Here is a 14,312-nt window from a genome sequence, read left to right as displayed (position 1 = left end):
AAAAATGGATCCATTCCCAGGAATCAAAATTCACGTAAGAAAGATTCGACAGCCCCAGCCCAATATGAGCCTTATTCCAGATTAGACCTTCTCCAGTTTTGCCTGCATGAATCTTGATCAAGAAGCACCAACGGCATGCAAGCCACCGCTCTAAGGTAGCGCGTCATCCCTATTCAATAAAACGGAGCATGCCACCGGCAGTAGCCAAACAGGTTGTTTGCGGCGATTGCTAGGATCACAGGGCGATTTTCGCGAAACGAACTGATAGACGTAATGGTGATAGACCTCATCTATCTTGCGCTCCGCAAAACCCGCACATCCACAATACCGCTGTGTCAACGATAAAGTACCAAGTGCGACCGGCGGTAATGAAGATCGTGTAAGTGCAGTCCCAGCCACCAGCAGTTACAGCATGATACTGAGAAATTTACCTCCCGCGTAGCCCATGTGAACTTGAACGCCCCTAGAGGAATGTGGGATCTATAAGACTGCGCTCAGTTCCCACCGGCTTCCTTGGTCCATCGACCACCTTGACTGCGTAACAATACAAAGCAAACCAATGCGACAAATACGCCCAACACAAGCCCAGCGAAAAGACCAAGGCCAACGATCAAGACTTTTTTGGGTTTAATCGGACTTCCCGGCACCTCAACACTACCATCCTGCCGATAAACTGAAAGATGTTCAGAATCTACATTCAACTTACGATAGAAGTTATAACGCATTTGCAGTGTTCGTAAATTCGCTATAAACGCATCATCGGAAGCTCTAGATTCCAGCGCGACAATCTCAGCAGCCAAAGCTTTGCTGCCTCGCTGGTAATCCATTTTATTACCCGTATCTACAGTAATATCCACCGCAGCAGAAGAATTTATAGTTGGCGTAGACAGGCCAATCGCCTCAGCGATTTTTAGCGCCTCGCGCAACTGCTGAATCCGATCCTCACGGACCCGTTGCGCAGTCTCACGCAAGCTGACAATTCGCTGCTCCAGATTTCTCGCCTTCACAGATGCTTCAGTCGTGACGTTCTTGATCAGCTCGGACTCAGCAGCGCCACTAGCACGCTTAACATATGCCTTGGCCCACTCTGTCACCCGCACGGGATCGCCACCTTGCACAGTCACCGAAAAACGATCAGGAGTATCCTTAGCAGGCCCCTTTATGACTAACTCTCGGGAGAAACGCCCATACAATCGGTCTAGAGCCCCCTTTCGCTGAGACTCATCAAGCGAAGGGAGATATATATCATTGAAGAAACTTTGACGGAGGGATTCACCCTGAAGATTTCGGGCAAACACGTCATAAACATATTGAATGGAATAAGGCTCCAGACCAGAGCCTTTTCCACCCCGCCCATAGTTCAGCTCAGCAATACCATTCTGAGTAGGAGGCATGATAAAAAGCTTGGCTTCGTAGACTGGCTTACTAAGAAACGCATAGGTGGCGGCACCAGCAGTGACCAGAATAGTAATACCAACGATCAACCACTTCTGAGCCCAAAGCCCACGCACAAGCTCAATCAGATCAATCTCATCCGAGCCACGTATTTCAGCACGATTATTTTGCATGGATGGCCTCGCTTCCTTTTTCTGAGATTGCGCTTGCAGTCAAACTGGACGCATCAAAAGGCAAGACGGGTAGGTCTCCAACGGAAAAAACAGCAAACTGAGTCAAATTAAATACGAACAAAAAAATACCCAAAGTCAGAAAAATTTGTAGGCAGTGATCCTTACTCCAAGACTCCTGGGCTCACACATCCATTATTTCAACCGCCGACGCGCACTCATGAACCACGTAAGTAACGGACCGATCAGCATACCTGCGAGAAACGCCAACAGCACGAAAACTGAAACCGGAAGCTGCGGGGCTGACCAGCCCAAGAACAAGAGCGCGACCGGCTGATGATTTTCAAGCACGAACAGAACAATAGCTGAGGCGGCGAGAACCGCAAGTACGACCATCGCCAGACGTTTGAAGTTCCACATGAATAGCCCTTTCCTGGACGCCCCGTCAGAGCTCATCCCCCTCCTCCTCATTCACGCGATCCCTAAGCTCTTTGCCCGGCTTGAAATGAGGGACAAATTTCCCATCAAGACTGACGGACTGGCCGGTCTTAGGATTGCGCCCCACACGCGGCGCGCGATAGTGGAGGGAGAAGCTGCCGAAACCACGGATCTCGATACGATCTCCCGTAGCCAGGCATTGGGACATTTGCTCAAGCATGGTCTTGATAGCCAGCTCCACATCCTTGGATGAGAGTAGCCCTTGATGGGTGACAATTCGTTCGATCAACTCCGACTTCGTCATATTTTTCCCTTCTTTTTCAAGCAGCTAGGAAAATCGCTTGAAAAGGTTTTAGCATGGTCGGAGGGATTTGAACAGCCCAAGTATTGACATTCTTCTTCATTCCCCTGCGGTTCTTCCCCTGCAGATAGAGGGACTTTCCCCCAGCTACCGACAGATGACTAACATCGTTCGGGTCAGATAACCTGCGGGATTGAAACCAAAGGGGTATTGGTCTTCATCCTTCGCGTCGTCGGATCGGGTAATGACCTTGTAGCCTGCACCCTTGCACTCCCTCGCAGCCCGCTTATGGCACTTCTCCCAACCGGAACCCAATCCTGAGCAGTCGACCTCGATACCGCTGACACCACGCACTGCGTGAGTCTTGGCGCTTGTAGAGCACCCCACCAGCACCAGGATGGTCAATACCAGAAAGAGCTTGTTCATTCAGATCCTTTAGGTAGAGAGCCCAGACCGATTACACACACAAGCCGGAGGCCCCGAGTAGATTATTGATCTGCTTCATAAAAGAGACAGCCAGGCAGGGGCGTTGGTTTCGTTGCACCTCGAATGATCGCAATTCGGCAGTACTTATGGGAGTCGGAAAAGTCTGAAAAATCGCAGGCACAAAAAAGGGCGACCGAAGTCGCCCTTTTTCTATGGTCTGACAGAACTTAGTTCTGCTTTTCCATCTGTGCACGCAACAGGTCGCCCAGAGTGGTAGGACCAGGAGCAGAAGTGTCCGAAGCTGGCTTGTCGCGCAGGCTCTGGATTGCTTCTTTCTCTTCTTCAACGTCTTTCGACTTGATGGAGAGCTGGATTACGCGGCTCTTGCGGTCAACGCTGATGATCTTGGCTTCTACTTCTTCGCCTTCTTTCAGAACGTTGCGCGCGTCTTCAACGCGGTCACGGCTGATTTCGGAGGCTTTCAGAGTCGCTTCGATATCGTCGGCCAGGGTGATGATGGCGCCTTTAGCGTCAACTTCTTTCACGATGCCCTTAACGATTGCGCCTTTGTCGTTCTCTTGAACGTACTCGGAGAACGGATCGCTTTCCAGTTGCTTGATACCCAGGGAGATGCGCTCGCGCTCTGGGTCAACCGACAGGATAACGGTGTCCAGCTCGTCGCCCTTCTTGAAACGGCGTACGGCTTCTTCGCCCACTTCGTTCCAGGAGATGTCGGACAGGTGAACCAGGCCGTCGATGCCGCCGTCCAGACCAATGAAGATACCGAAATCGGTGATCGACTTGATGGTGCCGGAGATTTTATCGCCCTTGTTGAACTGGCCAGAGAAATCTTCCCATGGGTTAGATTTGCACTGCTTGATGCCGAGGGAGATACGACGACGCTCTTCGTCGATGTCCAGAACCATGACTTCCACTTCGTCGCCGACTTGTACGACTTTCGAAGGGTGGATGTTCTTGTTGGTCCAGTCCATTTCGGAAACGTGTACCAGGCCTTCAACGCCTTCTTCCAGCTCAGCGAAGCAGCCATAGTCGGTCAGGTTGGTAACACGAGCGGTGACGCGGGTGCTTTCTGGGTAACGGGCTTTGATAGCAACCCATGGATCTTCGCCCAGTTGCTTGAGGCCCAGGGAAACACGATTGCGCTCGCGATCGTACTTCAGAACCTTGACATCGATCTCGTCGCCAACGTTGACGATTTCCGAAGGATGCTTGATACGCTTCCAGGCCATGTCGGTGATGTGCAGCAAGCCATCGACGCCACCCAGATCGACGAATGCGCCGTAATCGGTGAGGTTCTTGACGATACCTTTGACCTGCTGGCCTTCCTGCAGCGATTCCAGCAGAGCTTCACGCTCGGCGGAGTTCTCGGCTTCCAGGACACTGCGACGGGAAACGACAACGTTGTTGCGCTTCTGGTCCAGCTTGATGACCTTGAATTCCAGCTCTTTGCCTTCCAGGTGCGTGGTGTCGCGCACTGGACGGACGTCAACCAGGGAACCTGGCAGGAACGCACGGATGCCGTTAACGTCGACAGTGAAGCCGCCTTTAACCTTACCGTTGATAACGCCCTTGACCACTTCCTCAGCTGCGAAAGCCGCTTCCAGAACGATCCAGCATTCAGCGCGCTTGGCTTTTTCACGGGACAGCTTGGTTTCACCAAAGCCATCTTCAACCGAGTCCAGCGCAACGTGAACTTCGTCACCGACGTTGATGTTCAGTTCGCCAGCGTCGTTGTAGAACTGCTCAAGCGGGATGAGTGCTTCAGACTTCAGACCAGCGTGAACGGTTACCCAGCGAGCTTGGTAATCGATATCAACGATAACACCGGTGATGATGGAGCCTGCCTGAAGGTTCAGGGTTTTCAGGCTTTCTTCAAAGAGTTCCGCAAAGCTTTCGCTCATTTTAATTCCTGTTGATTAGGGCGAAGAATACGCCCGCCTCCACACCCCAGACGGTGTGGGTTAGTTTCATATAAAAGAAGCACCACAGGACTATGACTGGTCCCCTGCGGAGCTTCCTGGTCACCCGGCGATATCGCGAATGGCGATCTCACTCATGATGCGTTGCAGCACCTGATCGATGGACAACTCCGTGGAATCCAGCTGAATCGCGTCGGCCGCCGGCTTTAGCGGGGCTACTGCGCGCTGGGTATCACGCTCGTCGCGTGCACGGATCTCATCTAGCAGACTCGACAGACTAACATCCTCGCCTTTGCCCTTCAACTGCAAATAACGGCGACGCGCCCTCTCCTCCGCGCTGGCGGTGAGGAAAATCTTCAACGGCGCATCGGGAAACACCACCGTGCCCATGTCGCGACCGTCGGCCACCAGCCCCGGCGGCTCCTGAAAGGCCCGCTGGCGCTGCAGCAACGCTTCACGCACCGCCGGCAGCGCGGCGACCTGGGAAGCGCCGGCGCCGACACTTTCAGTGCGGATGACATCGCTGACTTCGTCGCCTTCCAGGATGATGCGCTGCAGTTGACCATCGGTCGCGGCGATGAACTGTACGTCCAGATGCGCGGCCAATGCCTTGAGCAGTTCTTCGTTGGTCAGATCGACACCATGGTTGGCGGCGGCGAACGCCAGCAGACGATACAAGGCACCTGAATCGAGCAGGTTCCAGCCCAGTTGCTTGGCCAGGATCCCGGCGACGGTGCCCTTGCCCGAGCCGCTTGGGCCATCGATGGTGACGACCGGTGCCTTGATGTTCACGACTGTGCCTCTTGTGCTACACGAATACCGACCTGCGCGCACAGCGCCAGGAAGTTCGGGAACGACGTGGCGACGTTGGCGCAATCATGGATGCGAATTGGCGCATTGGCGCGCAAGGACGCAACACTGAAGGCCATGGCGATACGGTGATCCCCGTGACCATGGACTTCGCCACCGCCGATCTGGCCGCCGTCGATGATGATCCCGTCCGGCGTGGGCTGGCACTTGACGCCCAGTTCCAGTAAACCGTCCGCCATTACCTGGATGCGATCCGACTCCTTGACCCGCAGCTCTTCGGCGCCGGTCAGCACGGTGCGCCCTTCCGCACAGGCGGCCGCCACGAACAGCACCGGGAACTCGTCGATGGCCAGTGGGACCAGCGCCTCGGGGATCTCGATACCCTTGAGTTTAGCCGCTCTTACGCGCAGGTCCGCTACCGGTTCGCCGCCGACTTCACGCTGGTTTTCCAGGGTGATGTCAGCGCCCATCAAGCGCAGGATGTCGATCACGCCGGTACGGGTCGGGTTGATGCCGACGTGCTCGAGCACCAGGTCGGAGCCTTCGGCGATCGATGCAGCCACCAGGAAGAACGCCGACGACGAGATGTCGCCCGGTACTTCGATGTGGGTCGCGGTCAATTTGTTGCCGGACTCGACGGAGGCCGTTGCACCGTTGACCGTGACCGGGTAGCCGAAGCCGCGCAGCATGCGCTCGGTGTGGTCGCGGGTCGGCGCCGGCTCAGTGACGGTGGTCTTGCCTTCGGCATAGAGACCGGCCAGCAGCAGGCAGGATTTCACCTGGGCGCTGGCCATCGGCATGGTGTAGGTCAGGCCCTTGAGCTTGTTGCCGCCACGAATGGTCATCGGCGGACGGCCATCGGCTGCGGTCTCGATGACCGCGCCCATTTCCCGCAGCGGGTTGGCCACGCGATTCATCGGCCGCTTGGACAGCGAGGCGTCGCCGGTCAGGGTGCTGTCGAAGTCTTGCGCGGCCAGCAGGCCGGACAACAGGCGCATCGAGGTACCGGAGTTACCCAGGTAGATCGGGCCCGGGGCAGGCTTGAGGCCGTGCAGGCCGACACCATGAATGGTCACGCGACCGTGGTGCGGGCCTTCGATGACCACGCCCATGTCGCGAAACGCTTGCAGCGTCGCCAGGGCGTCTTCGCCCTCGAGGAAACCTTCCACTTCGGTCACGCCCTCGGCCAGGGAGCCGAGCATGATCGAGCGGTGGGAAATCGATTTATCGCCCGGTACACGAATACGCCCACTCAGGGAGCCACCAGGTTGTGCCAGGAAAATCAGATCGTTGGAGTTCATAGCGTCCACATAGGCCCGACGGGCCAGGATTTTACTGAAATGCTCGCGGGCCACCCTGGCGCGTGTGAAAACGCCCAGCAATTGGTGCCCGTCCCCTGCATCGACCGCGTCGCGCAAGGCGTCGAGGTCACTGCGAAATGTATCGAGTGTGCGCAGGACAGCTTCGCGGTTAGCGAGGAAGATGTCGTGCCACATGACCGGGTCGCTACCGGCGATTCTCGTGAAATCGCGGAAACCGCCGGCAGCGTAACGGAAGATCTCAAGATTTTCATTGCGTTTGGCCAATGAATCCACCAGACCAAACGCCAACAGATGCGGCAAATGACTGGTGGCGGCCAATACTTCATCGTGACGCTGGACCTGCATGTGCTCGACATCGGCACCCAGCTCGCGCCACAAACGGTCCACCACCGCCAGCGCAGCCGGATCGGTCTGCTCCAGCGGCGTCAGTATCACCTTGTGACGACGAAACAGTTCAGCGTTGGAGGCCTCCACCCCGCTCTGCTCGGAACCGGCAATCGGATGACCGGGCACGAAGCGCGCAGGCATGCCACCGAAGGCTTCGGTGGCGGCACGTACGACGTTACCCTTGGCGCTGCCGACATCCGTGAGAATGGCTTGCCCCAGGTCCATGGCGGCCAGGCGCGCCAGAAGTTTTTCCATGGCCAGGATCGGCACCGCCAGCTGGATCACGTCCGCGCCCTGGCAAGCAATCGCCAGGTCATCTTCACAGCGATCCACCACCCCCAGCTCCACCGCCAGCTTGCGCGACTGCGGATCCAGGTCGACACCGACCACTTCACGGCACAGGCCACTTTCACGCAAGCCTTTGGCAAACGAACCGCCGATCAACCCCAGGCCGACCACCACCAGGCGCCCGATCATAGGGGTCGCAGGTTGCAGTGAAGTGACATCAACCACGAGCCAAAACCTTGCTCAGCGCCTCAAGAAAACGGCTGTTTTCCGCAGGCAGGCCGATGGTGATGCGCAGGTGGTTCGGCATGCCGTAGTTGGCCACCGGACGCACGATCACGCCTTCACGCAGCAAGCCCTGGAAGACCGGCGCCGCCACTCGTCCGATGTCGACGCAGATGAAATTGCCTTTCGATGGAATCCAGCTCAGGCCCAAGTCACGAAACCCGGCTTCCAATTGCTGCATGCCAGCCTCGTTCAGGCGACGGCTTTCAGCCAGGTAGGCCTCATCCTGCAAGGCGGCGCAGGCGGCGGCCAGGGCGAAGCTGTTGACGTTGAACGGCTGGCGCACGCGGTTCAGCACATCGGCCACCACCGCGGTGGACAGACCGTAGCCGACCCGCAGCGATGCCAGGCCATAGGCCTTGGAGAACGTGCGCGAAACCAACAGGTTCGGATAGGCCGCGAGGAAGTCCAGGCCATCGGGCAAGTCGCTGCCTTCGGCGTATTCGATGTAGGCCTCGTCCAGCACCACCAGCACGTGCTCGGGCACGTCCTGCAGGAAGTCATCCAGGGCCTGGGCGTCGAACCAGGTGCCGGTCGGGTTGTTCGGGTTGGCGATGAAGACCACGCGGGTGTTGGCGTCGATGGCGGCCAGCATGGCCGGCAGATCGTGCCCCCATTCCTTGGCCGGCACCACATGGGCGTCCGCACCGACCGCCTGGGTGGCGATCGGATAGACCGCAAACGCATGCTCACTGAACACGGCATTGAGGCCCGGCGCCAGGTAGGCGCGCGCCACCAGCTCGAGAATGTCATTGGAACCGTTGCCCAGGGTGACCTGGTTCAGCTCCACGCCGCAGCGCTCGGCCAACAGGCTCTTGAGCGAGAAACCATTGCCATCGGGGTAACGGGTCAGCTCGGACAGCTCATCGCGAATCGCCGCCAGCGCCTTGGGACTCGCGCCCAACGGGTTTTCGTTGCTCGCCAACTTGACGATGCTGGCCGGGTCCAGGTCCAGCTCGCGAGCCAATTCGTCCACGGGCTTGCCCGGAACGTAAGGCGAGAGTTGTTGCACGCCTGGCTGTGCCAGAGCGAGGAAGTTGCCACTCATTTGCTATCCGCCCTTAAAGAACTGCCTTGGGGTAGGAACCCAGCACCTTGAGTGCCACTGCTTCCTGACTGATTTTCTCAAGCACACCTTTTACCAGCGGATCGCGGTGGTGGCCGACGAAATCGATGAAGAACACGTAGGTCCATTTACCGCTGCGCGACGGACGGGTCTCGATCCGAGTCAGGTCGATACCGTTGTCGTGGAACGGCACCAGCAGTTCATGGAGCGCGCCGGGCTTGTTGCTCATGGAGACGATGATCGATGTCTTGTCGTCGCCGGTCGGCGGCACTTCCTGGCTGCCGATCATCAGGAACCGCGTGGAGTTGTCCGGACGGTCCTCGATTTTCTCGGCCAGGCGCGTCAGCCCGTAGAGGCCAGCAGCCATATCGCCAGCAATCGCCGCCGAGTTCCACTCGCCCTTGACCCGCTTGGCCGCTTCGGCGTTGCTCGATACCGCCACGCGCTCGACATTCGGGTAATGCGCGTCCAGCCACTTGCGGCATTGGGCCAGGGACTGGGCGTGGGAATAGATCCGGCTGATGCTGTCGGTCTTGGTGTTCTCACCCACCAGCAGGTGATGGTGGATGCGCAGCTCGACTTCGCCACAGATCACCATGTCGTGCTCGAGGAAGCTGTCCAACGTGTGATTGACCGCGCCTTCGGTGGAGTTTTCCACCGGCACCACGCCGAAATTCACCGCGCCGGCCGCCACTTCGCGGAAGACCTCATCGATGGCCGCCATGGGCTTGCTGATCACGGCATGACCGAAGTGCTTCATGGCAGCCGCCTGGGTGAAGGTGCCTTCAGGCCCCAGGTAAGCAACTTTCAGCGGCTGCTCGAGGGCCAGGCACGAAGACATGATCTCGCGGAACAACCGCGCCATTTCTTCGTTGCCCAGCGGCCCCTTGTTGCGCTCCATGACCCGCTTGAGGACCTGCGCCTCACGTTCAGGACGATAGAACACCGGCACTTCGCCTTCCGCCAGGGAAGCCATCTTCACCCGGGCGACTTCCTGGGCGCAGCGCGCACGCTCACTGATCAGCTCGAGGACCTTTTCGTCCAAGGCATCGATGCGCAGGCGCAGCGCCTTGAGTTCTTGCTCGGACATCAGCCGTGTTCCTTCTCGAACTCTGCCATGTAGGAAATCAGCGCGTTGACCGCAGTGATATCGACGGCGTTATAGATGGAGGCGCGCATGCCACCGACCGAGCGGTGGCCCTTGAGGTTCAGCAGGCCGCGTTCGTCGGCGCCAGCCAGGAACGGCTTGTCGAGACGGTCGTCGGCCAGGCGGAACGGCACGTTCATCCACGAACGATCGGTCTTGTTGATCGGGTTGCTGTAGAGACCGCTGGCGTCGATGAAGTCATACAGCGTGCGCTGCTTCACTTCGTTGAGCTTGCCGATGGCTTCGACACCACCCTGCTCCTTCAGCCACTCGAACACCAGGCCGGACAGGTACCAGGCCAGGGTCGGCGGGGTGTTGTACATCGAGCCGTTGTCGGCCGCGACCTTGTAGTTGAGCATGGTCGGGCACAGGGAACGGGCGCGCCCCAGCAGGTCTTCACGAATGATGCTGACCAGGATGCCGCTTGGGCCGATGTTCTTCTGGGCGCCGGCGTAGATCATGCCGAAACGAGAGATATCCACAGGGCGCGAGAGGATGTCCGAAGACATGTCGGCCACCAATGGCACGTCACCCGTTTCCGGGATCCAGTTGAATTCCAGGCCGCCGATGGTTTCGTTCGGCGCGTAGTGAACGTAGGCCGCGTCCTTGGACAGGTTCCACTCGTTCTGGCCGGGAATGGCGAAATAGTCGTAGGGCTTGGCGGTGGCGGCAACGTTGACGTGGCCGTAGCGCGAGGCTTCTTCGATGGCTTTCTGCGACCAGATGCCGGTGTCGATGTAGTCGGCCTTGCCGCTTTCCGGCAGCAGGTTCAGCGGAATCTGGGCGAACTGCTGGCTGGCGCCGCCTTGCAGGAACAGCACCTTGTAATTGGACGGGATGCTCAGCAGATCACGCAGGTCCTGCTCGGCCTTGGTGGCAATGGACACGAACTCATCGCTGCGATGGCTCATTTCCATGACGGACAGGCCTTTGCCATGCCAGTCGAGAAGTTCACCCTGGGCACGCTTCAGGACCGCTTCAGGCAGCGCCGCCGGGCCGGCACAGAAGTTATAGGCTCTCTTGCTCACATCCAATCTCGCTCTGATCTGGTGGTCACATAAATCTTCATTCAACCCACTCCCCTTGTGGGAGCGGGCTTGCTCGCGAATACGGTACGTCAGTCAACGGCTCATTAACTGATCCACCGCATTCGCGAGCAAGCCCGCTCCCACAGGAGAATGCGCAGTGTCGCAAATTTTCAAAAGGGACAAACAACAAGGGGGCGAATCTTCATCCGCCCCCTGCGTGTCCGCTTAGTCCTGCGGTTCTTCTTCGTCTGCGGCAGCGTCGAGCGGTTGGTCGCCGGTCATGTCATCGACATCGGCGCCGAGGGTGCCGTCGAACGCCACGCCTTCCTCGCCTTCCAGCTCCTCGCCTTCGACTTCCGATGGCTCCTGTACCCGTTCAAGTCCCACCAGCGTTTCATCACTGGCCAGCTTGATCAGGGTCACGCCCTGGGTGTTACGACCCAGGCTCGACACTTCGGCGACTCGCGTACGGACCAGGGTGCCCTGGTCGGAGATCAACATGATCTCCTCACCATCGAGCACCTGGACAGCGCCGACCAGACGACCGTTACGGTCGTTGCTGACCATGGCGATCACGCCCTGGCCGCCACGCTTGTACTCAGGGAATTCGCTGATGGCCGTGCGCTTGCCATAACCACGCGCCGAAGCGGTGAGGATCTGGCTGCCTTCTTCGGGGATCAGCATGGAAATCAGCTTCTGGCCTTCCGGCAGACGCATGCCGCGCACACCGCGGGCGGTACGGCCCATGGCGCGAACGTCGGATTCCTTGAAGCGAGTCACCTTGCCGCCGTCGGAGAACAGCATGACTTCACGCTCGCCATCGGTGATGGCGGCAGAAATCAACACGTCGCCTTCGTCCAGTTCCAGGGCGATCAGGCCAACGCTGCGCTGACGACTGAAGGATTCCAGCGGGGTCTTCTTCACGGTGCCCTTGGCGGTGGCCATGAAAATAAAGTGACCTTCGGTGTATTCCTCTACCGGCAGCATGGTGGTGATGTATTCATCACTGTCCAGCGGCAGCAGGTTGACCAGCGGACGACCGCGAGCGGCACGGGACGCTTCCGGAATTTCGTAGGTCTTGAGCCAGTACACCTTGCCCTTGCTGGAGAACAGCAACAACGTGGTGTGGCTGTTGGCGACCAGCAGGTGAGCGATGTAGTCCTCATCCTTGACGCCAGTAGCCGACTTGCCTTTGCCGCCGCGACGCTGGGCCTGGTAGGCGGCCAGCGGCTGGGTCTTGGCGTAGCCGCCGTGGGAAATGGTCACCACGCGCTCTTCTTCCGGGATCATGTCGCCCAGGGTCAGGTCGAGACGCGCATCGAGAATCTCGGTGCGGCGTACGTCGCCGTACTCGGCGCGGATCACTTCCAGCTCTTCGCGGATCACTTCCATCAGACGCGTAGCGCTGTTGAGGATGCGGATCAGCTCGCCGATCTGGTTGAGGATCTCCTGGTACTCGGCCAGCAGTTTCTCGTGCTCCAGGCCGGTCAGGCGGTGCAGACGCAGTTCCAGGATGGCCTGGGCCTGTTCCGGGGACAGGAAATACTTGCCCTCGCGCAGGCCGTATTGCGGATCGAGGTTCTCCGGACGGCACGAATCGGCACCGGCACGCTCGACCATTGCCACCACGGCACTGGATTCCCAAGGTGTGCTGATCAGCGCTTCCTTGGCTTCCGACGGTGTTGGCGAGGCCTTGATCAGCGCGATGACCGGGTCGATGTTCGACAGGGCAACGGCCTGGCCTTCAAGGATGTGACCGCGCTCGCGGGCCTTGCGCAGTTCGAACACGGTGCGGCGGGTGACCACTTCGCGGCGGTGACGCACGAAAGCTTCCAGCAGGTCCTTGAGGTTCAGGATCCGCGGACGGCCGTCGATCAGCGCGACGATGTTGATACCGAACACGGCTTGCAGCTGGGTCTGGGCGTAGAGGTTGTTGAGGATCACCTCCGGCACTTCGCCGCGGCGCAGCTCGATCACGACGCGCATACCGTCCTTGTCGGACTCGTCGCGCAGCTCGGTGATGCCTTCGAGTTTCTTCTCTTTCACCAGCTCGGCGATCTTCTCGATCAGGCGGGCTTTGTTCAGCTGGTAAGGGAGTTCGGTGATGACGATCTGCTGGCGACCACCGACCTTGTCGATGTCTTCGATAGTCGAGCGGGCGCGCATATAAATGCGGCCACGGCCGGTGCGGTAGGCTTCGATGATGCCGGCGCGACCGTTGATGATCGCGGCCGTCGGAAAGTCCGGACCGGGGATGTATTGCATCAGCTCATCGACGGTCAGCTCGGGATTGTCGATGAGGGCCAGGCAACCGTCGATGACTTCACCGAGGTTGTGCGGCGGGATGTTGGTCGCCATGCCCACGGCGATACCGCTGGAACCGTTGACCAGCAGGTTCGGGATACGGGTCGGCATGACCGCGGGGATCATTTCGGTGCCGTCGTAGTTCGGCACCCAGTCCACGGTTTCTTTATGCAGGTCGGCCAGCAGCTCGTGGGCCAGCTTGGTCATGCGCACTTCGGTGTATCGCATGGCCGCGGCATTGTCGCCGTCCACGGAACCGAAGTTGCCCTGGCCGTCTACCAGCAGGTAGCGCAGGGAGAATGGCTGGGCCATCCGCACGATGGTGTCGTACACGGCGGTGTCACCGTGGGGGTGATACTTACCGATCACGTCACCGACGACACGGGCAGACTTCTTGTACGGCTTGTTGAAGTCGTTGCCCAGCTCGCTCATCGCGAACAGCACGCGCCGGTGCACGGGCTTCAAGCCATCGCGCGCATCCGGCAACGCCCGCCCGACGATTACGCTCATTGCGTAGTCGAGGTAGGACTGTTTCAGCTCGTCTTCGATATTGACCGGGAGGATTTCTTTGGCCAGTTCGCCCATGAGAAGCCTGATTCCTTTTTCTGGTGAAACCTCGTCACATCCAGATGGGACGAACGAAGCTCGCCGCTGCAGAACAAGTGCCGTGCAGCGACTTACGACAAATCAACGAGTTATGCCACGGATCTGCGCAGTAAAGGCCACCTCGCGAGGCAGCCCTGGAAACCGCCGGATGTTATCACAAGAGCCGCCACGCACCTATCCCCCTGATGCGCATGGAGCATAGTTAGTTGACCGGTGACAGGCTGATAGAGGGCCAGAGGGCCTCAGAGGCAGTGTGAATGAAGATTCATGGCTCGATTCTGCTTGTTTTATTGACTTTTCGGGCCTCATAGCGAGCAAGCTCGCTCCCACATGGATTTGTGTCGTGCATTAACGCTGCAGGCGACTCGATCAAAATGTGGGAGCGAGCTTGCTCGCGATGGC

At 58.6% G+C, this 14,312-nt stretch carries 11 protein-coding genes; all 11 read right to left on the bottom strand.

Annotated features, from left to right (window positions below):
* Positions 1-494: 494 nt before the first annotated feature.
* Positions 495-1,568, bottom strand: coding sequence for an LPS O-antigen chain length determinant protein WzzB (locus CD58_RS08335; protein ID WP_025212569.1), 1,074 nt, complete (start codon positions 1,566-1,568; stop codon positions 495-497).
* 192 nt (positions 1,569-1,760) lie between these two features.
* On the bottom strand, positions 1,761-1,985 hold the full coding sequence (locus tag CD58_RS08330; RefSeq protein ID WP_025212568.1) for a lipopolysaccharide assembly protein LapA domain-containing protein: 225 nt from the start codon (positions 1,983-1,985) through the stop codon (positions 1,761-1,763).
* 25 nt (positions 1,986-2,010) lie between these two features.
* Positions 2,011-2,307, bottom strand: a complete 297-nt coding sequence (gene ihfB / locus CD58_RS08325; protein WP_003199243.1) for an integration host factor subunit beta — start codon at positions 2,305-2,307, stop codon at positions 2,011-2,013.
* Between the two features lie 144 nt (positions 2,308-2,451).
* On the bottom strand, positions 2,452-2,730 hold the full coding sequence (locus tag CD58_RS08320) for a hypothetical protein (RefSeq protein WP_025212567.1): 279 nt from the start codon (positions 2,728-2,730) through the stop codon (positions 2,452-2,454).
* 227 nt (positions 2,731-2,957) lie between these two features.
* Complete coding sequence (rpsA, locus tag CD58_RS08315) at positions 2,958-4,652, bottom strand: 30S ribosomal protein S1 (protein WP_025212566.1); 1,695 nt, start codon at positions 4,650-4,652, stop codon at positions 2,958-2,960.
* A gap of 120 nt (positions 4,653-4,772) precedes the next feature.
* Positions 4,773-5,462 (bottom strand): (d)CMP kinase, encoded by a 690-nt coding sequence (gene cmk, locus CD58_RS08310; RefSeq protein WP_025212565.1) that lies wholly within the window; start codon positions 5,460-5,462, stop codon positions 4,773-4,775.
* Positions 5,459-7,666 carry a bifunctional prephenate dehydrogenase/3-phosphoshikimate 1-carboxyvinyltransferase gene (locus CD58_RS08305; RefSeq protein WP_025212564.1) on the bottom strand — a complete coding sequence of 736 codons (2,208 nt, stop codon included), beginning with the start codon at positions 7,664-7,666 and terminating at the stop codon, positions 5,459-5,461. Before CD58_RS08305 ends, cmk begins: the two co-directional genes overlap by 4 nt.
* Positions 7,667-7,694: 28 nt before the next feature.
* Positions 7,695-8,807, bottom strand: coding sequence for a histidinol-phosphate transaminase (hisC, locus tag CD58_RS08300; protein WP_025212563.1), 1,113 nt, complete (start codon positions 8,805-8,807; stop codon positions 7,695-7,697).
* 13 nt (positions 8,808-8,820) lie between these two features.
* A complete protein-coding gene (gene pheA, locus CD58_RS08295; protein WP_003199233.1) occupies positions 8,821-9,915 on the bottom strand; it encodes a prephenate dehydratase in 1,095 nt (364 codons plus the stop codon).
* Complete coding sequence (serC, locus tag CD58_RS08290) at positions 9,915-11,000, bottom strand: 3-phosphoserine/phosphohydroxythreonine transaminase (RefSeq protein ID WP_025212562.1); 1,086 nt, start codon at positions 10,998-11,000, stop codon at positions 9,915-9,917. The genes pheA and serC overlap by 1 nt, the downstream gene beginning before the upstream one ends.
* Before the next feature lie 225 nt (positions 11,001-11,225).
* Positions 11,226-13,889 carry a DNA gyrase subunit A gene (gene gyrA, locus CD58_RS08285; protein WP_025212561.1) on the bottom strand — a complete coding sequence of 888 codons (2,664 nt, stop codon included), beginning with the start codon at positions 13,887-13,889 and terminating at the stop codon, positions 11,226-11,228.
* Positions 13,890-14,312: the final 423 nt, after the last annotated feature.

Source organism: Pseudomonas brassicacearum, from assembly GCF_000585995.1.
GTDB classification, from domain to species: domain Bacteria; phylum Pseudomonadota; class Gammaproteobacteria; order Pseudomonadales; family Pseudomonadaceae; genus Aquipseudomonas; species Aquipseudomonas brassicacearum_A.
Note: the sequence above shows the minus strand (reverse complement) of the source record. Positions and strands in the feature narration are given on the sequence as shown.

Coding starts and splice junctions, on each gene's coding strand:
- rpsA (WP_025212566.1), bottom strand. CDS start 4,652: ATGAGCGAAAGCTTTGCGGAACTCTTTGAAGAAAGCCTGAAAACCCTG.
- hisC (WP_025212563.1), bottom strand. CDS start 8,807: ATGAGTGGCAACTTCCTCGCTCTGGCACAGCCAGGCGTGCAACAACTC.
- pheA (WP_003199233.1), bottom strand. CDS start 9,915: ATGTCCGAGCAAGAACTCAAGGCGCTGCGCCTGCGCATCGATGCCTTG.
- ihfB (WP_003199243.1), bottom strand. CDS start 2,307: ATGACGAAGTCGGAGTTGATCGAACGAATTGTCACCCATCAAGGGCTA.
- CD58_RS08320 (WP_025212567.1), bottom strand. CDS start 2,730: ATGAACAAGCTCTTTCTGGTATTGACCATCCTGGTGCTGGTGGGGTGC.
- gyrA (WP_025212561.1), bottom strand. CDS start 13,889: ATGGGCGAACTGGCCAAAGAAATCCTCCCGGTCAATATCGAAGACGAG.
- CD58_RS08330 (WP_025212568.1), bottom strand. CDS start 1,985: ATGTGGAACTTCAAACGTCTGGCGATGGTCGTACTTGCGGTTCTCGCC.
- CD58_RS08305 (WP_025212564.1), bottom strand. CDS start 7,666: ATGATCGGGCGCCTGGTGGTGGTCGGCCTGGGGTTGATCGGCGGTTCG.
- CD58_RS08335 (WP_025212569.1), bottom strand. CDS start 1,568: ATGCAAAATAATCGTGCTGAAATACGTGGCTCGGATGAGATTGATCTG.